This window comes from Paenibacillus sp. sgz302191 (assembly GCF_057749925.1).
The window spans coordinates 56,161-77,104 of sequence record NZ_JBYLHY010000030.1 but is presented as its reverse complement, the minus strand read 5'-3'; the positions used below and the strand labels follow the sequence as shown (position 1 = coordinate 77,104).

17 protein-coding genes are annotated in these 20,944 nt (G+C 53.8%); 14 read left to right on the top strand and 3 right to left on the bottom strand.

What is annotated here, in order from left to right; genetic code table 11:
• Nucleotides 1-38: 38 nt before the first annotated feature.
• The 5 genes from AC3G2T_RS31165 (at nucleotide 39) to AC3G2T_RS31145 (ending at nucleotide 7,146) form a co-directional block, all read left to right on the top strand.
• A complete protein-coding gene (locus AC3G2T_RS31165; RefSeq protein ID WP_488437937.1) occupies nucleotides 39-1,145 on the top strand; it encodes a glycosyltransferase family 2 protein in 1,107 nt (368 codons plus the stop codon).
• Between the two features lie 18 nt (nucleotides 1,146-1,163).
• Nucleotides 1,164-2,423: a glycosyltransferase family 2 protein gene (locus tag AC3G2T_RS31160; protein ID WP_488437936.1), complete on the top strand. Its 1,260-nt coding sequence runs from the start codon at nucleotides 1,164-1,166 to the stop codon at nucleotides 2,421-2,423.
• Nucleotides 2,424-2,882: 459 nt separating this feature from the next.
• Entirely contained in the window at nucleotides 2,883-4,637 is a 1,755-nt protein-coding gene (locus AC3G2T_RS31155) for a DNA repair helicase XPB (RefSeq protein ID WP_474684965.1), read from the top strand.
• Complete coding sequence (locus tag AC3G2T_RS31150) at nucleotides 4,615-6,633, top strand: helicase-associated domain-containing protein (RefSeq protein ID WP_488437935.1); 2,019 nt, start codon at nucleotides 4,615-4,617, stop codon at nucleotides 6,631-6,633. Before AC3G2T_RS31155 ends, AC3G2T_RS31150 begins: the two co-directional genes overlap by 23 nt.
• Before the next feature lie 66 nt (nucleotides 6,634-6,699).
• Complete coding sequence (locus AC3G2T_RS31145) at nucleotides 6,700-7,146, top strand: YlbF/YmcA family competence regulator (protein WP_474684967.1); 447 nt, start codon at nucleotides 6,700-6,702, stop codon at nucleotides 7,144-7,146.
• On the opposite strand, the gene AC3G2T_RS31140 is transcribed toward AC3G2T_RS31145, so the two are convergent.
• Nucleotides 7,143-8,147 carry an asparaginase gene (locus AC3G2T_RS31140; RefSeq protein ID WP_488437934.1) on the bottom strand — a complete coding sequence of 335 codons (1,005 nt, stop codon included), beginning with the start codon at nucleotides 8,145-8,147 and terminating at the stop codon, nucleotides 7,143-7,145. The two genes, AC3G2T_RS31145 and AC3G2T_RS31140, sit on opposite strands and share 4 nt — an antisense overlap.
• A 49-nt stretch (nucleotides 8,148-8,196) precedes the next feature.
• Here AC3G2T_RS31140 and AC3G2T_RS31135 point away from each other — a divergent pair, with 49 nt between their 5' ends.
• The 7 genes from AC3G2T_RS31135 (at nucleotide 8,197) to AC3G2T_RS31105 (ending at nucleotide 13,730) form a co-directional block, all read left to right on the top strand.
• Nucleotides 8,197-8,460 (top strand): YlbG family protein, encoded by a 264-nt coding sequence (locus tag AC3G2T_RS31135; protein WP_474684969.1) that lies wholly within the window; start codon nucleotides 8,197-8,199, stop codon nucleotides 8,458-8,460.
• A 210-nt stretch (nucleotides 8,461-8,670) separates the two neighbouring features.
• Complete coding sequence (locus AC3G2T_RS31130) at nucleotides 8,671-9,108, top strand: hypothetical protein (protein WP_474684970.1); 438 nt, start codon at nucleotides 8,671-8,673, stop codon at nucleotides 9,106-9,108.
• A gap of 122 nt (nucleotides 9,109-9,230) precedes the next feature.
• Complete coding sequence (locus tag AC3G2T_RS31125; protein WP_488437933.1) at nucleotides 9,231-10,142, top strand: selenium metabolism-associated LysR family transcriptional regulator; 912 nt, start codon at nucleotides 9,231-9,233, stop codon at nucleotides 10,140-10,142.
• 76 nt (nucleotides 10,143-10,218) lie between these two features.
• A complete protein-coding gene (locus tag AC3G2T_RS31120) occupies nucleotides 10,219-11,076 on the top strand; it encodes a PHP domain-containing protein (RefSeq protein ID WP_488437932.1) in 858 nt (285 codons plus the stop codon).
• Nucleotides 11,073-11,954 carry a UTP--glucose-1-phosphate uridylyltransferase GalU gene (gene galU, locus AC3G2T_RS31115; protein WP_488437931.1) on the top strand — a complete coding sequence of 294 codons (882 nt, stop codon included), beginning with the start codon at nucleotides 11,073-11,075 and terminating at the stop codon, nucleotides 11,952-11,954. The genes AC3G2T_RS31120 and galU overlap by 4 nt, the downstream gene beginning before the upstream one ends.
• A 33-nt stretch (nucleotides 11,955-11,987) precedes the next feature.
• Nucleotides 11,988-13,289 carry a UDP-glucose dehydrogenase family protein gene (locus tag AC3G2T_RS31110; RefSeq protein WP_488437930.1) on the top strand — a complete coding sequence of 434 codons (1,302 nt, stop codon included), beginning with the start codon at nucleotides 11,988-11,990 and terminating at the stop codon, nucleotides 13,287-13,289.
• 219 nt (nucleotides 13,290-13,508) lie between these two features.
• Nucleotides 13,509-13,730, top strand: a complete 222-nt coding sequence (locus AC3G2T_RS31105) for a hypothetical protein (RefSeq protein ID WP_488437929.1) — start codon at nucleotides 13,509-13,511, stop codon at nucleotides 13,728-13,730.
• A 184-nt stretch (nucleotides 13,731-13,914) separates the two neighbouring features.
• Here AC3G2T_RS31105 and AC3G2T_RS31100 read toward each other — a convergent pair whose 3' ends face one another.
• Nucleotides 13,915-14,073: a hypothetical protein gene (locus AC3G2T_RS31100; RefSeq protein WP_488437928.1), complete on the bottom strand. Its 159-nt coding sequence runs from the start codon at nucleotides 14,071-14,073 to the stop codon at nucleotides 13,915-13,917.
• Nucleotides 14,074-14,594: 521 nt separating this feature from the next.
• Complete coding sequence (locus AC3G2T_RS31095) at nucleotides 14,595-16,343, bottom strand: Rqc2 family fibronectin-binding protein (RefSeq protein ID WP_488437927.1); 1,749 nt, start codon at nucleotides 16,341-16,343, stop codon at nucleotides 14,595-14,597.
• Nucleotides 16,344-16,591: 248 nt separating this feature from the next.
• Here AC3G2T_RS31095 and AC3G2T_RS31090 point away from each other — a divergent pair, with 248 nt between their 5' ends.
• Together AC3G2T_RS31090 and dapF are read left to right on the top strand one after the other, a co-directional pair.
• Nucleotides 16,592-19,381: a calcium-translocating P-type ATPase, SERCA-type gene (locus AC3G2T_RS31090; protein ID WP_488437926.1), complete on the top strand. Its 2,790-nt coding sequence runs from the start codon at nucleotides 16,592-16,594 to the stop codon at nucleotides 19,379-19,381.
• 701 nt (nucleotides 19,382-20,082) lie between these two features.
• A complete protein-coding gene (dapF, locus tag AC3G2T_RS31085) occupies nucleotides 20,083-20,931 on the top strand; it encodes a diaminopimelate epimerase (protein ID WP_474684978.1) in 849 nt (282 codons plus the stop codon).
• The last annotated feature ends 13 nt before the right edge of the window (nucleotides 20,932-20,944 follow it).

Genomic DNA, 20,944 nt, shown 5'->3' with positions numbered 1-20,944 from the left:
GACAAGTTGCGTTTCGCAAAACTTTCGGGAGGTTATCGATGATTACGATCAGCTTGTGCATGATTGTGCGGAACGAAGAAAACAGTCTGCACCAATGTCTGTCTTCGGTGGAGGGGATTGCCGACGAAATTGTCATTGTCGATACGGGATCGACGGATCGGACCAAGGAAGTGGCCGAGCAATTCGGCGCTAACATATACGACTTCGAATGGATTGACGATTTTGCCGCAGCGCGCAATTATTCATTCAGCAAAGCGACGAAAGCGTATATTTTATGGCTCGATGCCGACGATACGATCGAAGAGAAGGACCGCGAGCTTTTCAAAGAGCTGAAAAAGACGCTCCCGGCGGATTACCACAGCGTAACGATGCCCTACAATCTTTCTTTCGACAAAGAAGGAAACGTAACATCAAGCTTGCGCCGCAACAGGCTGGTCAGGCGGGATTGCCAATTCCAGTGGATCGGCCCGGTTCACGAATATTTGGCGGTCGGAGGCCAGATATTCACCTGCGACATCTGCATCACACATAAAAAAGATAAACAATATACGGACCGCAATTTGCGCATATACCGCAGGAGGGCGGAGCAAGGCGAGCAGTTCTCGCCCCGCGACCTGTATTATTTTGCCAACGAGCTGCGCGACCATGCTTTTCATCAAGAGGCTGTCGACTATTATGATAAGTTTTTGGCTACGGGCCAAGGCTGGATCGAAGACAACATATGGGCCTGTCTGAAAATGGCGGAATGCTGCGGCAAGCTCGGAGACAAGGAAAAAGAATTTCAAAGCCTTTGCAAAACGCTGCAGTACGATAAGCCGAGAGCCGAGATGTGCTGCCGTCTGGGCGCATGGCTGGTTGAGAAAGGGCAATATCAAACGGCGATCCATTGGTTCGAGCAGGCCGTTCAACTCCCGGTTCCCAAAGAGTCCATGAGCATGACGAACGCAGCTTCCACGACATGGCTGCCGCATCTTCAGCTTTGCTTGTGCTACGACAGGCTCGGGCAGCATCAAAAGGCCAATTACCATAACGAACTGGCGATCCAATATTACCCGTCCCATCCGAGCATGATCTATAACCGGAACTATTTTAAAAACTTGCTGGGCGAGAAATACGTGGAAATCAACCGTACCAAAAAGAAATAAGGAAAGACGGGTGACACTGTGAAAACGAGCATCGTGATCTTGACGCATAATCAACTTGCCATGACGGTTTGTTGTCTGGAGAGCATACGGAAGCATACGCCGCAGGATTATGAAATTATTGTCGTCGATAACGGATCGACGGACGGCACGACCGGGTATTTAAAAACCCAGCCGGATATCATTCTTCACGAAAACAGCGAAAATCTCGGCTTTGCCAAAGGCTGCAATCAGGGAGTGGAACTATCGTCAGGGGATCAAATTCTGTTCTTGAACAACGATACGATCGTAACGGAGCACTGGCTCGAGAATATGCTCCAGGCTTTGTACAGCAGTGATCGAGTAGGCATGACAGGTCCTGTAACCAACAATTCGAGCGGTCATCAAAAGATTGCCGTATCCTATACCAATTTAACGGAATTGGATTCATTTTCGGAGCGGTATTGCCGTGAAAATAAGGGCAGGCGGATGGAAGTACGGCGCTTGATCGGCTTTTGTCTGCTTGCGAAGCGCAGCATGCTGGATGAGATCGGTGGATTTGACGAACGATTCGGCCTGGGAAATTACGAAGATGACGATCTTTGCCTGAGAGCTATACGGCAAGGCTATTCGCTGCTGGTTGCGCAGGATTCGTATATCCATCATTTCGGACATGCGACTATGAACATTTTGAAAGACGTAAATTTGGGTACGCTGCTTGCGGAAAACAGGCAAAAGGCATCTGACAAATGGGGGGACAACATTCATCATTTAATTTATAAGCAGCCGATGACGGTCAGCCTTTGCATGATTGTGAAAAATGCGGGGCACCTGATCCAATCTTCCCTGGCTTCGGTGGCGGACATCGTCGATGAAATTATCGTTGTCGATTGCGGTTCGACCGATCAAACGATCGGCCTTGCAGACCCGTATACGTCGGACATTTACGAATTTTTCGGGGACGACGACGATGCTGCCGCCTATCGGTTCGCTTTCGATATGGCGACTCAGGATTTCGTGCTTTGGCTGGAGGCCGGCGACACGCTGGCTGCTGAAGAACAGAGAAAGTTTACCGGATTGAAACTGTCTATTGACGATGAAGTTGAAACCATTACGCTGATCCGCCACATAAACTTTAAAGAAACTGCCGAAATTCAGGATCATGAAGAACAAACGCGTTACCGATTCATGACCCGGAAAAAAAGCGGATTCCAGCGTTTAAAGGAATTGGCCGACAATCCGGACAGTGGGAGATATCGGATAGACAGCGGCATTCAGGTGAGAAGCGTGGAGCAGCAATGAGCGCAAGCGGTACATTTGCCCAGCATTGCGGAGAAAACCTGCAAAAGTGCAGTTTTTTTGCTCGTTGAAACGCTGGCAACGAAATATTCCTGCAAATGTGCAGGCTTTTCGCCGCAAACATAGGCTCAGACTCGTTTTAGTCGAAAATTCCTGCACAATCGCAGGCTTTTCGCCAAAACGGACCCCATTCCCGGAAAAAGCCTGCACTTTTGCAGGCTTTCTTCGCGTGAGGCCAGTCAGGCCGGATCTGGCGGACGGGTCTCTCAAAAGCCAGCAGACCTGATTATTTTCATTCTGTGGGGTGACATTCACGACGTCATGGGGATTTTCGCAGGTTTTTCGCACTGCCCGGCCTAGCCGTTTAATAAATGGCTGCGCCAAAAATTATGCCCGGCCTGTTTAAATCATAATGTTTACTTTCATACTATAAAAAAGCAGTTTTGAAGGAGGTGCGCTATTTTGAAATTCGACCCGGCCCGGCCTCTCATTGTGCAAAATGATTTCACCGTTCTGCTCGAAACGCATCACGACGATTTCGAGGCCGCGCGCAGCATGCTGTCCCGGTTTGCAGACCTGGTAAAAAGCCCGGACCATCTGCACACGTACCGGATCACCCCGTTGTCGCTCTGGAATGCCGCAGCGGCCGGCGTGAAAGTGGAGGAAATGACGGCATTTTTGCAGCTTCATGCGAAGTTTGGCTTGCCGACCGCCGTACTAAGCGGCATTCGCAAATACACCCAACGATACGGATTGCTGCGGATGGAAAATGTCGGGAACGAGCTGTACCTGGTCAGCGAGGATACGGTTGTGCTCAAAGAAATTACGGCCTGCGAATCCGTGAAAAATTATATTGTCGACTCGCGCGGCGACAGAGCGATTGCCATAACCCCGGAAAGCAGAGGCGTGCTGAAGCAGGAGCTGATCAAGCTGGGGTATCCGATCGAAGATTTGGCGGCTTACCGGGACGGCGAGCATGTGCCTATCCGTTTTCGCGATTATGTCGAATCCGCGGCGGCGGAGCCATTTCAACTTCGCGACTATCAAAAAAGCGCTGTAGACGCATTCGGGGGCACCGGACCGGCAGGCCGAAACCGAAGCGGGAGCGGCAACGGAGGCAGCGGAGTGCTCGTGCTCCCATGCGGAGCGGGAAAAACCGTCATCGGCATCGCCGCCATGACCAGATTCAATTGCGCGACGCTTATTCTGACAACGAACGTAACTTCGGTACGGCAGTGGAAGAGCGAAATATTAACGAAAACGACGCTGACCGAAGAGCAGGTGGGCGAATATAACGGAGCCCGCAAGGAAGTTCGCCCCGTCACCATCGCCACCTATCAAATTTTGACGCACAGGGCTTCCAAGCAAGACGCTTTTTCCCATATGCATCTTTTAAACGACAGGGATTGGGGGCTGATCATCTACGACGAAGTGCATTTGCTTCCGGCCCCCGTATTCCGGGCTACGGCCGATATTCAGGCGACGCGCCGGCTGGGGCTTACCGCCACGCTCATTCGGGAGGACGGCAGGGAGGAAGACGTATTTTCGCTCGTAGGTCCGAAGCGGTTTGAAATGGCCTGGAAGGAACTGGAGTCCCAAGGCTGGATCGCTGCGGTCGAATGCAAGGAGGTCCGTGTGCCGCTGCAAACCGCCGATCGCGAGCGGTACGGAGCATCCGGCGCCAGGAGCCAGTTTCGGATTGCCGGGGAAAATCAAGCCAAGCTTGCGGTCATTGCCCGCCTGCTCAAGCTTCACGCGAATGAACCGACGCTTATCATCGGCCAGTATTTGGCGCAGCTCGAGCAAATATCCGCTTTGACGGGAGCCCCGGTCATCAACGGAGAAATGCCTTATGAGCGGCGGGAACAGCTGTACCGGCAGTTCAAGGAGCGCAGCATTCCCGTATTAATCGTCTCCAAAGTGGCGAATTTCGCAGTCGATCTGCCGGACGCCGCGGTGGCGATCCAGGTGTCGGGAAGTTTCGGTTCGAGGCAGGAAGAAGCCCAGAGACTCGGGCGTATTTTGCGGCCGAAAAGCGGAGCTGCCAATAAAGCGGTGTTTTATTCCGTGATCAGCGGGGATACGAAGGAGCAGGATTTTGCGCTGAAAAGGCAGCTTTTCCTTGTCGAGCAGGGGTATCAATACAGTTCGATCGATTGGGAACGGATACAGGACGATCAGAAAGGCGGATACGATGAAATACGAGCATATACATAGCAAACTGCCCCCTGCTTTCAAACAGTCGATGGAGCGGCAGTCATGGGTGCAGGACTTTGTCCGCGAAGGCGTGACGGTGCACGTCCTGTTGACGGAGGCGAAATTTCTGGAACGGCTGCTTCAGTCGATGACCAGAGCCGAGACGAATACGCTCAGGCTCATTCTGGGGGCATTCGGATGCGAGCCTTTTACAGGACAAGCGTTGGAAAAAGAAGCCGGCAAGCGGATGTCCGGAGCGGAAATCCATGCGGGTCTTGCCGGTTTGCGCAAGCACGGCGTCATTGCCGCCTTTCGCAAAGCTTGGGGAGAAAAGCTTTTTGTACTGCCGGAGGACGGCTTTGCAGCTTGGCAAACGCTGCTTTTTCCCGACATCCGGATTCGCACGCTGCCGGAAGAGCGGGAGGCCGAACTGGAGGTGCTTGCACCTGCCGCAGCTTGCCCAAGAGGGCTGGCTCAGCAGTTTTTCCATTTTATGGCGAACTGTTCGAGACAAGACGGGCTTCCGCTCACATCGAAAGGGACACTGCATAAAAAACAACTGCAAAAGCTGATCGGACACCCGGATTTGGGCGGCGCGATTTTGCGGGGGACCGGGCTTGCGTATGCGTACAAAGATGTGTACGACCCGTTCACGGCCGTGATGCTGGAACTCGCCATCCGGCTTGACGTGCTCGGTACGGCGCCGGGCGGAATGGCGGTCCGGCACAAAGCTTTGGCGGATTGGCTTGCGCTTCCGTACGAGACTCAGGAGTCGATCCTTTATTCGCATTGGCGCGAGCTGTACGTCCCTGCCACGGCATGGCTTCAGCACGGGATCGCTCTCATGGACAGAGCGGACAACTTTCATTGGCGTTCGCTGGATGACATCGCGGCCGAAATCGGTCGATGTTCGGGACCGCAGCATTCCGCGAATAAGGAACAAATTCGCTCGGCGCTGCTGGAGCAGTGGGTCGAGCCGCTGCGCTTGTTCGGCTGGCTGGAGCTGGCCGCGGATGCGATAGGCATGCTCTGGTTCCGCCCGTTGATTCATCTGCATGCATCGACAGGAACTAGCAACGCTACGGGAAACGGGAGCGGCGAGCAGCGGAAAGCTCAATTTTACGTACAGCCGGATTTTGAGCTGCTGCTTCCTCCCGACGTGCCGCTTTTGACCGAGTGGGAAGTCGCGGCTTTCGCCGATCTGCAAAGCTCGGACACGGTTCGTGTCTACAAAGTGACCAAAGAAAGCTTTCACCGGGCTTCCGAAAAAGGCGGGAGCGCAGAGCGGATCATCGGCTTTTTACGGCAGCACGCCTATTTTGAAGTGCCGGAACATGTAGCGGTTACTTTGACGCAGTGGGGACAGCAGGTCGGCAAGCTGTATTTTGAGGAGGCGCTGCTGCTGCGGTGCCAGTCTGCGGAAATTGCCGAATCCATCGGCAGCAATGAAAAATGCAAGCCGTATTTGCTGGAGCAAATCGGGGCGCGCGATTTTATCGTGGGGCGCGAGCACCTGCCGTTGATTCGCAAAACTATCGAACAGATCGGCTACAATCCGAAAAAAATGCAGCCTGCACCCGCGCAGCGCGCGGCATTCGAGGATATGGAGCCCGACGCGGCAGGGCCGACTGTGGAGGCGCCGAAGCCGGAGGGCATTTTTTATTCGCGGGATAGTATCCGGCTGTACGAAATCGATTCGTCATTGCCGGATTGGGAGGAGCTTTATCCGGACTTGCAGGACGTTCCTGCGAGATGGCTGAAGGAGTTCGGCACGTACCACGGGTCGACCCGCAAAGAAATGATCCGCAAAGCGATCGGGTGGAAAAGCTTCGTCAAGCTGCGCCAGGAAGGGCGCGACAGGATCATCGTGCCGCAAGCTCTCCATGAGGACCGTTCGGGCTGGACGCTTGTCGGCGTTGAGGAGCAGCGCGAAATTCAGCTCTCCGGCGACGGCTGGGAGCAAATGAAAATTATTTTGCCGGGCATTAATGATGAAGAAAAGGAAGAAAGTCTATAAGAACTGTGATATGATGAAGAGGCAAGCTGCTATCAGACAAAGAGAGAGGAAGGCTGGGATGAAACGATGAGTATGACGGAGACCGAAACGCTTGATATGTCCGCGATTCTTATGCAGGCATACGACATGGGCGATATGATTAATTCCTCTGCCGAAGTGGCAGATTATTTATATTGGAAGTCCGCTATGGAGAACAGCTCCGAAGTCAAGCAGTTGAAAGCCGTGTTCGCGAGAAAAAAAGACGCTTTCGAGGAATGCGAGCGGTTCGGACACTATCACCCCAGTTACCACGAAGCGCTGGAGGCGGTTGGCGAAGTCCAAAAGCAGCTCGACGCGGTGGAGGCCGTACGCCGATTCAAGGAGGCTGAGGACCGGTTGGACGACTTGTTGTATAAGGTGTCCACGACGATCGCTCATGCCGTTTCCGAATCGATCAAAGTGCCGAGCAACAATCCTCTGCCCGTAGGCAAAGGCTGCGGCTCAGGCGGAAGCTGCAGCGGCAACTGCGGTTAAACCCGGAAATCCGGGCGTATTTGCCCGACTTCGGTTCCTTGCCAGTTGTGAATCGCCGGTGAATGGAAGGCGGCCAGGGCGTTCGTCTCGGATTCGCTGATCAGGCCGAGCTGTTTCAAAGCTTCGACGACGGCCGGGTACAGCGCCCGTTGGTTGCCGTCTTCGACTTTGAGTACGAAGCCCAAGCCCTGATCGGGAATCGAGAGCGCAAACATGCCCTCCGCCCCCATTTTGCCGACAATTCGCCCGTTCGTAGCTTCAATAAGCTGTGTATCGAAACGATCTTGCCCGGCGAGGTTGGCGGGGTATTTTCGGACTGCGTCGACGATCCGACGGCAAGCGCTTGCACGCGCCAGGTCTAGCCCGTCAGGCTGTCCTAACCGGGCAAAAGCGAGCGCCAAGCGGTCGATCTCCATGCCGAATACGGGCACGCCGCAGCCGTCTATGCCCAAATACATACGTTCTTTGGCTACGCCGGACATCGCGCAGACGGCTTCGAGCATGAGCTGCTGAACCGGATGGTCGATGCTCATATACGACTCCGTCGGCGCCTGCAGATGCATCGTAAGCGTGAGCATCCCGGAATGCTTGCCCGAGCAATTGTTGTGCAAAGTGGTCGGGGCCGTGCCCCGCTCGCGCATCCGCTGCGCAGTCGGCGCGTGGTAAGGCTCATGCGCGCCGCATTGCAGGTGCGCATGCGTCAAACCGAGCTTGCCCAGAATCGACTGGGCGACGCCGACATGTTCCGCTTCCCCGTTGTGGGAAGCGCAGCATAAGGCGATTTCGGCCTCGGTCAGGCCGAAACGGTCCGCCGCGCCGGATTCGATGACCGGCAGCGCTTGAATCAGCTTCGCCGTGGAACGGGCGAAGGTGAGCAGGTGCGGGTCGCCTGCTTCATGCAGCAGCGTCCCCTGTGTATTCACCGCCGCGAAATGTACGCGGTGGATGCTTTCCGTAATCGTTCCGCGGCCGACGCGGACGATTGAATGGCTCATTTTCATAGCTGTTTTCACTCCATAACAGGTTTTTTCGAAAAGAGGGACAAGAAAGATGATCATTGAGCGAAGCGGATTAATTGTCTGGGTGAGCGACACGAAAGCGGCCAGAAATTTGGAACGGTTCGGTTCTCTCCATTACATATCCAAAAAGATGAGCTACGCGGTACTCTACATTCATACAAGCAAGCTGGACGAAACGATAAAAAGTCTCCAAAAGCTGCCGTACGTCAAAAAGGTAGAGCGCTCTTACCGCAACGAAATTAAAACGGAATACAATAGTAATATGCCGGACAAAACTAGATTTTACACCCTTTGAGGCGACAGTGCAAAAGAAGCTTCGAAAGAAGCTTTTTCTTTTTGTGTGAATTTTCCGAATAGAGGTATTTTTTTGAGAATTCGTAAATATGTATGTATCATTTCATAGAATTTGACATGGAAAAACAGAATGAGTTAAAGTAAAATAAAACATACTTATCTCTAACAATAGGTAATCGGTCTCATTTTCGGTAGGAGAGGGGTTGTGATCATGAAAGATAAGGCAATGGGACGATGGAGTACTTACGAACCATTCTTCGTTCAACTAGGCGACAAAAAAGTAGCGGATGTCGTGATCACCAATCACGCAAAGCTGAGATGGACAGATCGGGTATCTGAAGACAACGGTTCTTTGGAAGAGATTTGCGCTTTTCTATGGGAAAAGCTGAAAACAGGCAAGATCGTTTCCTATTACCGCAACGAGCAGGATGTGTATTTGATCGATGAAGATCTTGTCGTTGTCGCCGAGTTTACGGAACTGGAACAGGAAACCGACATTGCCGGCAATCCGCTGCACAAGATGATTATTGTCACATTCCTCGGAAAAATGTCGGAGACGATAGAGCTTCGGGATTTAAAATCTTATTACTCTTGGCTCCGCCATTCGCGCCGAATGACTTTGATCAAAAACAGCCGTAAACGCAGGTAACCGAATAAAACTTGGATGCAGAGTATGCGGAACTTTTCGGCATGCTCTTTTTGTGTTTGTCTGCGGCGAATGGACTCCGGTTGGCGTTTTTCATATAATGGAGCAAAGAGAGGCGGTACGCGATGGCACTTAATTTTCATCAATTGCACATATTTTTTACCGTGGCGGAAAAGGGCAGCTTTTCCCATGCCGCCGGAGCGCTGCATATGACACAGCCGGCCGTGACGATGCAGGTTCAGGCGCTGGAGGATTATTTCGGCGTAAAGCTGTTCCACCGCAGCACCAAGAGAATCGAGCTGTCCGAAGCGGGACGAGCCCTGCTGCCGTTTGCCAAGCGCAGCATAGAACTGATTCGCGAGACCGACGTTGCGATGTCCAAATTTACGCGAATGATCGAAGGCAGGCTTCAGCTCGGGGCCAGCTTGACGATGGGAGAATACATATTGCCGCGGCTGCTCGGGCCTTTCAGCAAGGAGTACCCGAACATTTCGGTATCGATGAAGGTCATGAATACGACCCAGATTTTGGACGAGGTGCTCGGGCATCAGCTGAATTTCGGGCTTGTCGAAGCGCCGATCCGGCACCCGGACGTACATACGGAACCGATTTTGAGCGACGAGCTGAAGCTGATCGTGCCGGCGAACCATCCGCTGGCTGATCTCGAAACCGTTTCCTTTGACGAGGTACTGAAATATCCGTTCGTCCTTCGCGAGCAAGGATCGGGCACGAGAAGGGTAATGGAAGAGGAGCTGGCCCGGCGGAGCATCGATTACAGCTCGATGAACATCGTGATGGAGCTCGGCAGCACAGGGGCGATCAAATCGGCGGTGGAGGCGGGGCTCGGCATCTCCATTTTGTCGCAGTCTTCCGTCAAGCACGAGGTCACGCTCGGCTTGCTGCACATCAAGCAGATCGAGAACATCAGCTTCGAGCGCAGCTTTTACGCCATTTATTTGAGCTCGACGCTGCTGCCGATTTCGGCGGTCAGCTTCATGACGTTTCTCCGTCAGGAAAATTTGAGCCAATGGCTGTAAATTTTAACACAACTATGCAGCTTGCTTTACCGTCCGTTCATACAAATCAATTAAAATGAGGAAAGAGGAAATCGCCATGACCACACGCACGGAAGCGGATCTGCACACGCATACGACAGCTTCTGACGGTACGCAGCGGCCCGCGGCGAACGTTCAAATGGCTTACGAAGCGGGACTTGCAGCTATTGCCATTACCGATCACGATACGGTGTCAGGCGTTGCGGAAGCCGTTCAGGAAGGCCGCAAGCTCGGCATTGAAGTCGTTCCCGGAGTAGAGATCAGCACAGTTGCCCGCAATCAGGACATTCATGTGCTCGGTTATTATATCGATATTAACAATCCGCAGCTTCAGCAAAGGCTCGAAACGCTGCGTGAAACGAGAGATCGCCGCAACGAAATGATTATTGAGCGGCTGCAGCAGTTGGGGATCGACATCACGATGGAGGAAGTGCTGCACGAAGTCGCGAATGTGAAAACGAAAGGCGACACGGTCGGCAGGCCGCACATTGCGGCCGTGCTTTTGAAAAAGGGAGCCGTCGCATCGGTCAGCGAAGCTTTTGACCGATATTTGGGCAAAGGCGCCGCGGCATACGCCAATCCGCCGAGAATCGAGCCGGCTGAGGCGATCCGGTGGATTCATGAAGCGGGAGGAGCGGCCGTGCTTGCCCATCCAGGCATCTACCACGACGATGAGCTGGTCGAACAGATTATCGCCCAAGGCCTGGACGGCATTGAGGCGTTTCATTCCGACCATACGCCCGAAGAGGAAGCCAAGTATTTGCAGCTGGCACAGCGAAGCGGGCTGCTTATTACCGCAGGCTCGGATTTTCACGGCGAACGGGGAGGCGTCGTCTTCCATGCTCCGATCGGAGCCAGAAGAATCGGCGTCGGCGTACTTGACGATCTGCGCAGAAAGAAGGGACATCAGCGATGAGGCACATTCGCAAAGCGATTATACCGGCAGCCGGCCTGGGCACGAGATTTTTGCCGGCGACCAAAGCGCAGCCCAAAGAAATGCTGCCGATTGTAGACAAACCTGCCATTCAATATATTGTCGAAGAAGCGATGGCTTCCGGCATTGAAGATATTATTATCGTTACGGGCCGCAACAAGCGGGCCATCGAAGACCATTTTGACAAATCTGTCGAATTGGAGTCGATTTTGGAGGGAAAAGGAAATTTGGCGCTGCTTGAAACGGTGCAATCCGTCTCCAATTTGGCTGATGTGCACTACATTAGGCAAAAGGAACCGCTGGGACTCGGTCATGCGATCCTGTGCGCACGGAAATTTATCGGCGACGAGCCGTTCGCCGTATTGCTCGGCGACGATATTTTGCAAGCGGAGACGCCCGGGCTGAAACAGATGATCGATATTTACGAGCAGACCGAGACTTCGGTTATCGCCGTAAAGGAAGTGCCGTGGGAAGATGTCAGCAAATACGGGATCGTTTCTCCGGCCAAAAACTTGGGCGGCTACAGCTTGATCGAAGATCTGGTGGAGAAGCCGGACCGGGAATCCGCTCCATCCAATATGGCGGTGATCGGTAGGTATATTATCGAGCCGGACATTTTTCATATTTTGGAGGAGCAGGAGCCTGGAAGAGGCGGAGAAATCCAGCTGACCGACGCGCTGCGCACGCTGAACAAGCGGCAGCAGATGGTCGCTTATTTGATGCAGGCGAAGCGGTACGACGTCGGCGACAAGCTGGGCTATATTGAAGCGACGATCGAACTGGCGCTGCAGCGGCCGGACCTTGGAAGCGAAGTGAAAGCATATTTGCAAGCGCTGAGCCGGCAGTGGGACATGGAATAGAGACTTCAGCCAAGCCTGGGAGGTAGAGCGGCAATGACAGAGCGGATCGCAGTCATCGGAACAGGGTATGTGGGGTTGGTTTCAGGGGCTTGTTTGGCCGAACTCGGTAATCGGGTCATTTGCGTCGACCGGGACGAAGTCAAAATCGCCCGTTTGCAGCAGGCGGATATCCCGATATACGAAACGGGGCTGCAAGAGCTTGTCGCATCCAACCTGGAAGCGGGACGAATCTCCTTTACAACCTCTATCGCCGAGGCTGTTCTGAATTCCGAAGTGATCATCATTGCCGTAGGCACGCCGGCGTTTGACAACGGCGACGTGGACATGACGCAAGTCCGCAGCGCAGTCGCCAGCATTGCAGCTCATATGAACGATTCCAAAACGATCGTTATCAAAAGCACGGTTCCGGTCGGAACGGGCCGGTTGATCGAAAACCAGCTCAAGGAACTGCTGCCAGGCGCCATATCGGCGCACGTCGTATCGAATCCCGAATTTTTGCGGGAGGGATCGGCGATTTACGATACGTTCCATCCGGACCGGGTCGTTATCGGCTCGGACCATGCCGAAGCAGGCCTGCGGATCGCCGCCCTTCACGCACCTTTGAACGTGGAGATGCTGATGACGGACCGCGAGAGCGCAGAGTTGATCAAGTATGCATCGAACGCTTTTTTGGCCGCCAAAATTTCCTTTATTAACGAAATGGCGCACGTGTGCGAAAAAGTCGGGGCCAACATCAACATCGTAGCCCGCGGCATGGGACTGGATCGCAGGATCGGTCCCCATTTTTTGAACGCCGGTATCGGCTACGGCGGCTCGTGCTTTCCGAAGGACACGAAAGCGCAGCTGAAAATTGCCGAAAACGTCGACTACGATTTCAAAATATTGCGCTCGGTTATTGAAGTGAACCAGCTGCAGCGGGAACGGTTCGTCCGCAAAATCCGCAGGACAATGGGCGGCACCGTGGAAGGCAAACGCCTGGCCGTCATGGGGCTCGCCTTCAAGCCGAACACGGACGATTTGCGGGATGCGCCGGCGCTGGATATCATCGTCGCGCTGCAGCGGCAGGGCGCCGATGTCGCCGCTTACGATCCGGCTGCCGCGGTGCCTGCGGCCAGGCTGCTATCCGGGGTCGGGCTGTTCACCGACCCTTACGAAGCCTTGATCGGCGCTGATGCAATGATCATCGCCACCGAATGGGATTCCCTGCGCACATTGGACTATGAGATCGTGCGCACTTTGCTGAAACAGCCGATCATCGTCGACGGCCGGAACATGTTCGAGCCTGACGAGATGAGGAGGCAGGGCTTCCGCTATGTTTCCATCGGAAGGTCCTAAGAACCGTGCGAAACCGGCTCGAGCAACACAAAAGACGCCCCGAAACCACGATGTGCGTGGGATGGGGGCGTCTTTTGCGTTGCGGAGACATCATTTCAGGCCTCTGTGCCCGGCTAGGCTCTTAGCACATTCCGTACGATGTGAAAGCTGGAAAGGAGCCGCTGGGCATGTCGCTGGCGATGCGGGGCAACGTTGCATAAGGTGGAGGAGCCGCTGGACATGTCACCAGTGATGCAGAACATCGTTGCAGAAGAAGGCGGGGCCACTGGGGAAAACCTGCAAAATGCAAGAACTCCCGGTCATGACGCGTTTGAGCCCGCTTTTGAGCGGGCAAAACTGCCGATTTGTAGGAATAGTTCGAAACAAGGCCATCTAGGAGTCTGTCCGATCAACCACGTAGAAGGTATATATAAGCAAAATGACAGTAATTATGCAGCGTAAGCGGCAATATATGCAGTCATTACTCACCCGGTATGCACAAAAGTAACTCCGGCGGATAGACTCCTAGGAGCATATACTTGTACTTTTCAGGTTGCCCAGAAACCCACACGCCAGAGCCGATCACACAATTTGCCTGTTTGAGCGAAAAAACCTGCAAAAGTACAGTTTTTGCACGGTTGATACGCTAGCCGTGAAAAATTCCTGCAATTGTGCAGGAATTTTGCCGCGAAAGTAGGTTTAGAATCATTTTCATCGAAAATTCCTGCACTATCGCAGGCTTTTCACCAAAACGATCCGCTTTTCCGGGAAATTCCTGCACTTTTGCAGGTTTTCTCCCCGCCAAGCCACCGTTGCCCCCACTTCAGCGCCGCAACCCGTGCAGGAGAGGCCGTGCCCTCCCCGGTTCCACTAGCCTGTCACTTGATTAACAATCAAATTTTCGCAAGTTATCTCCCCGTTAATAGAGATGTGGTTCTCCAATGTACGTTTGTTCAACAGCTGTACGTTTGCTCAACGGCTCAACTTCCGCAAGTTTTTTTGCAGGCTTTTTGCACGTTACCGATGATTTTGGCGAGCAAGTTTTTCAACGGTAGCGGAAACATTGCTGCTCACTAGGAAGCTATCCGACGGAGATACTTTGTGCAGACTCAATGAATCATGCCTGCATATGCGCCGTTAACGCTGCAAAGCATCCGACACTTCGCATCAACTTACTTTTACTGAGTTCATCGGCCAGCCGCCTAGAGAAAAACCCGCAGAGCTCCGCCGGCGATGCTGCCTATTGTCCCGGCGATCGTGCAGGCCTCGACACCACAGCCCGCAAGTTTGGACGCATCGCACGCACGGCCGATGATCAAAAACATCTTACTTTACGCTAACTTTCAGCTGTTTGATTTTGTTTTCCTCGGGAGTGACGAACAGCGTTTTCTGGTTTACGTAAATGACGAAACCGGGCTTGGAGCCGTTCGGTTTGTGCACGTGCCTGATCAGCGTATAGTCGACCGGCACCTGGCTCGATTGCTTGCCCTGGCTGAAATACGCGGCGAGTTCGGCGGCTTCGAGGAGCGTCGTGTCCGGAAAGCTATCGCTGCGAATGACGACGTGGGAGCCGGGAATATCTTTCGTGTGCAGCCACGTGTCGCTTTGATTGGCCAAGCGGCTTGTCAAGTACTCGTTTTGCGTGTTGTTTTTGCCCACATAGATCGGAATACCGTCGCTGGACGTGTAGCAGGCGAGAGCAGGCTTAACCTGCTTTTTCTTTTTGCGCTGCTTTTTGTTGCGGTCGCGCAAATAGCCCTGCTCCATCAGCTCGTCGCGGATTTCTTCAATGTCCTGCATCGATGCAACGCTAAGCTGCTGCAGCAGCGAGCCGATGTATTCGATTTCCTGATGGGTCTGTCGGATTTGTTCTTCCACGAAAGCCGTACTGTTTTTCATTTTCGAATATTTTTTAAAATAGCGCTGTGCATTTTCCGACGGCGTGAGAAGCGGGTCGAGCGGAATGCGGACGGAGGCCTGATTTTCGTCGTAGTAATTGACCGTTTCCAGATCTTTGTCGCCTTTTTTGATCAGATGGAGTGATGCGGTCAGCAGTTCGCCAGTGATCCGGTATTTATCGGCGTCTTTGGATTCTTCTATGGTTTCGTGCAGTTTTTCCAGCTTTTTTACATTTTTATTGTTTTCATTTTGCAAAAAGCGGAAAAGGTCGTTGGCGCGCTGCTTGACGGTATCCCGCTCCGCCTTGTCGCCGTAAAAGCCTTCCAAGCAAGCGCTGGCAGACGCAAACGGCGTCGTCTGGCCATCGATATGCGTCAGCTTCGTCATCGCAAAATAAAGCTTGCCGGTCTCTGCCTGCCGGACGATGACCGGATCGTACCGATGGTCGCGAATTTGTTCCATAACTCCGCAAAAAGCGTTCCACAGCGCGGAAATATCCGCCTCACCGGCCGTGGCGTCCGAACGATGGCCGCTGCGGTGGACGATCTCTTTGGCGATAAGGGGGCTCAAGCCGCTGAACGCCGCAACCAGCCGCTGCTCCGGCTTATCGGAGCCGTCGGCCGCGCAAGCCTGTGCCAAAGAAGCTTTGTCCGCCTGAAGCGGGTTCAATTTGTCCTGGGCGGGCGGCGCCGTGTATTTGCTACCGGGCATGACGATCCGATGCGAGCTGATCGCCGGCGTCACATGATGAATGCCGTCCACAATCGTATCTGTGGAAGGGTCGAGCAAAATAATGTTGCTGTGGCGTCCCATAATTTCCACGAGCAGCGCTTTGGTGCTGATATCTCCCAATTCATCCCGCTGGCGAATTTGCAGGCGCACGATGCGCTCCATGCCCACTTGTTCGATGGCTTCTATAATGCCGCCCTCGCAGTGCTTGCGCAGCAGCATGCAAAACATGGGCGCTTCCTGCGGGTTCATGAACTGCTGCTCGGTGATATGCAGCCTTGGATAGGTGGGATTAGCCGAAAGCAAAAGCTTTATGTTGTGCCCTTGCGCTCTGATGTGCAGCAGCACGTCGTTTTCGCTGGGTTGGTGAATCTTGCTGATTCGTCCTCCTACGCAAGTCTGAAGTTCGTGCACGACCGCGTGAAGAACGAGTCCGTCCAATGCCATGATAGAAACAACTCCATTCTATGTTGAAACGCCGAGATGCCGACAAGCCGGCTGCTACAACCGGCGCATCCCTGACGCTATTCTCTATCATGCCATATTTTCGGCAAAAACTTAAGCGACTTTTCCCGGCATAAACGATTTCAGGGATATTTTCCGGCTTGTCTGAATACATTTACGTATCAGAGTGGTATAACTCGTACTCATTTTGACAGGCAAGTACATGTAGGAATTGGGAGGGAGAAGGGCGGATGAGTCGGAACAATTGGCACCAGATGACGACGGAGGAAGTCTTGCAGTCTCAGCAGGTGAGCATGCAGCAAGGATTGCCCTGGGAAGAAGCGTGGAAACGGCAGGCCGAAACGGGCCGTAATGAACTTTCGGAAGGGCAGCGCGTATCTCCGCTTACGCTGTTTTTGAACCAATTTAAAGACTTTATGGTGCTGGTATTGCTCGGGGCAACCCTCATATCCGGCTTGTTGGGCGAATATTTGGACGCCATAACGATCGTCATCATTATTTTGATGAACGGCATTTTAGGTTTTTTGCAGGAATTTCGAGCAGAGCGCTCGCTTCGCGCACTTAAAGAACTGTCGGCCCCGCATACCAAAGTCGTCAGGGAGAACGCAGTTCATCAAATACCGGCCCGCGACCTTGTGCCCGGAGACATTGTGATGTTGGAAAGCGGGGACCGGGTTCCGGCGGACGTCCGATTTATCGAAACGAACGGCGTTTACATCGAGGAATCCGCACTTACCGGCGAATCGGTGCCTGTCAGCAAGCTGACGGAGCCGCTTTCAGGCATGGACGTGCCGCTTGGCGACCAGCGGAACCTCGGTTTCATGGGCACGATGATGTCCAGAGGCACGGCCAAAGCCATCGTCGTTCGCACAGGCATGGAAACCGAAATGGGCAAAATCGCCGACTTGATTCAAAACACGGAATCGATGGAAACGCCTTTGCAGCACAGGCTGGAGCAGCTCGGCAAAATTTTGATTATCGTCGCCATCGCGCTAACCGTACTCGTAGTCGTAGCCGGCATCATGCACGGCCAACAGCCTTACGCGATGTTCCTGGCCGGCGTCAGCTTGGCGGTAGCGGCCATTCCCGAAGGCTTGCCGGCCATCGTAACGATTGCGCTCGCGCTGGGGGTGCAGCGGATGATCAAACGCAGGGCGATCGTCAGGAAGCTTCCCTCAGTCGAAACGCTCGGCTGCGCATCGGTCATTTGCTCGGACAAAACAGGGACGCTGACGCAAAACAAAATGACCGTCACCCATCTCTGGGTCGGCGGCGACGTGATGGAAGTAACCGGCGACGGTTACTCCCCGGACGGCGACATCCAGTCGGAGGGCCAGAGTGTCGATCTGCAAAGGCACCCGATGCTGCACAAGCTGCTTCAAGTGTCGCTGATGTGCAACAATGCTTCCTTGCATGAAGAAAAGCAGGAGCAAAAGCGCAAGAAAGGCAAGGACGCGGACGAAGAGAACAACTCGGTCTGGGGCATCAAAGGGGACCCTACCGAAGGGGCGCTCGTCGTTTTAAGCGCAAAAGGCGGCGTGACGCATGAGCTGCTGGACAACCAGTTCAAGCGGATCGCGGAGTTTCCTTTCGATTCGGAGCGCAAGCGGATGTCCGTAGTTGTCTCGTATGAAGGAGGGCGCATGGTGTGTACCAAGGGCGCGCCCGATGTGCTCCTGCAGCATTGCAGCTACGTGCTTTGGGACGGCAAGGTCATTCCTTTCACTTCAAGTTTGAAGCAAAAAGTGATGTCGGCCAATGAAGGCATGGCCAAATCGGCGCTTCGCGTTCTCGGACTTGCTTATCGGGAACTGAGAAGCACGGACCGTTACGGGGAAATGGACGATGTGGAACACGGCTTGATTTTTATCGGCTTGACAGGCATGATCGATCCGCCGCGCAAAGAAGTGCGCGATTCGATCGCCAGATGCCGCAAAGCGGGCATCCGCACGGTCATGATCACCGGCGACCATCAGACGACGGCCGAAGCGATCGCCAAGCAGCTCGGGATGGTTCCGGCCGGCGGCGTCAGCATGAGCGGACAGCAGCTCGGGCTTTTATCCGACGATGAGCTGGACGCGAAAATAGACGATGTTTACGTGTTCGCCCGCGTATCGCCCGAACATAAGCTTCGCATCGTCAAAGCGCTGCAACGCAAGGAACATGTCGTGGCCATGACCGGCGACGGCGTGAACGACGCCCCAGCGATCAAAGCGGCGGATATCGGCATTTCTATGGGAGTTACGGGCACGGACGTATCGAAGGAAGCGTCGTCCCTGGTTCTCAGTGACGATAACTTTTCGACGATAGTCGCAGCGATTGAAGAAGGGCGGGGCATCTATGAAAATATCCGCAAATTCATCCGCTATTTGCTCGCATCGAACGTGGGCGAAATTATGACCATGTTCATCGCGATGATGGCGGGGCTGCCGCTGCCTCTCGTGCCCATTCAAATTCTGTGGGTCAACCTGGTTACCGACGGGCTCCCGGCTATGGCTTTGGGCGTCGACCAGGCCGAAAAAGACTTGATGCAGCAAAAGCCGCGCACCGCGAAAGAAAACATTTTTGCCAGACGTCTGGGCTGGAAAATTATTAGTCGCGGCATTTTGATCGGCGTCTGCACGCTCGGGGCGTTTTGGCTCGTGCTTCGCACGAACCCGGACGACGCCCAGACGCTGGTCAGGGCGCAAAGCGTCGCATTCGCCACACTCGTGATGGCGCAGCTCATCCATGTGTTCGACTGCCGCAGCTCGCGCTCCATTTTCCACCGCAACCCGCTGCAAAACCGCTTCCTGGTACTAGCCGTTCTGTCTTCTCTAGTACTGATGCTGGCCGTTATGTACATCGACGAGCTGCAGCCGATTTTCAAAACCGTACCGCTCGACTGGAAAGAATGGATTCTTGTGCTGATCGCCGCCGGCATTCCGACGTTCCTTATGGGCATCGGCAGCGTGTTGTCGCCAAAAAGGAAAAAGCGCCCGCGCGGTGCATCCTACAGCTCCAAACCGAGCTTTCGCTAAGCTGCTCTTTTCGCACCGCGCGCAGCTCCCAGCGCGCGGTGTTGCGCTGGATGACGGCGGCCGGTCGGCCACATGCCGCGTCGTAAAAGCTTTAAAGCCGCCTCGTGCGGCTTTTTTTATGTTTTTGGGATGAACCATCCATCGATCGAAGACGGCGAGTACTGTTGAAAAGCAGCACTTGAACCGGCGGCAACTTTGTCTGGAGTCAAGACCTTTGTCTGGTAGTAGCACATTTCTGTCTGTCAGCAGCACCTCCACCTGTATCAACACTTCTGCCTTACAGCAGTACCATTGCCTGGTATCAACACTTCTACTTTGTAGCAGCACCTCTGCCTGACAACAGCGTCCACGCTTGACCTCGTGAAGAAAACCTGCAAAAATGCAGGCTTTTCCGCGAATACATGGGCTTAGACTCATATTCATCAAAAATTCCTGCACAATCGCAGGCTTTTCGCCAAAATGAGTCATTTTCTTGGCAAAAGCCTGTACTTTTGCAGGTTTTTTGGGTCAACCGGCCTATATCAGAAAACGAAGGTGCCTTGAAGCGCGGACACGTACCGTTCGGCATTCGGGCTGAGGAGGAACGGTCGGCCCATCCGTGCATCCGTTTCTTAGTCCAGGGCGCAGGTTTTTCAGCTTGCACTATGCATTTTTGCGGATTTGCGCTATGATATTGGCTAAAAGAGGTACAGGAGCGCCAAATGACAACAAATTTTACGAAAATGCATGGTTTGGGCAACGATTTTATCATTATAGCTGGCGAGCAAAAGCTTCCCGATAACGCCAGCCAGCTTGCGATCAAGCAGTGCAATCGTTTTTTCGGCATCGGCGCAGACGGTCTGGTGTATATCCTGCCGTCGGATAAAGCCGATTTTCAAATGCGCATCATCAACGCCGACGGTTCCGAAGCCGAGCAGTGCGGCAACGCGATCCGCTGCGTATCCAAATATGTGTACGATCACGGCATGGCCGATAGCGAAGAAATCACGGTGGAAACTTTGGGCGCGGGCGTGCAAAAAGTGCAGCTTAACGTGAACGACGGCAAGGTTGTTTCCGTCCGCGTGGACATGGGCCAGCCGATTTTGAACGGCCTTCAGGTGCCGACGACGGTGGATCAGGCGGAGGTTATCGACTTCCCGATTGAGGTTGACGGACGCGAGTTCCGTTTTACCGCCGTTTCGATGGGCAACCCGCACTGTGTCATCTACGTGGATGACGCGGTCAACTTCGATCTGGCCGTCTGGGGGCCGAAGCTGGAAGTGCATCCGATGTTCCCGCGCAAAATCAATGTGGAATTCACAACGGTCAAAACCCGCGATTACGCGGACATGCGTGTCTGGGAACGCGGCGCGGGCCCGACGCTCGCATGCGGCACGGGAGCTTGCGCGGTGCTCGTTTCCTCCGTTTTGAACGGTTTGACGGACCGTCAGGGGACCGTTTCTTTGAAAGGCGGAGAACTGTTCATCGAATGGAACGAAGCGGATAATCACGTTTATATGACGGGGCCTGCCGAAGAGGTATACGAAGGGACTTTGTCGGTTACATTTTGATAGTAAATGGGGA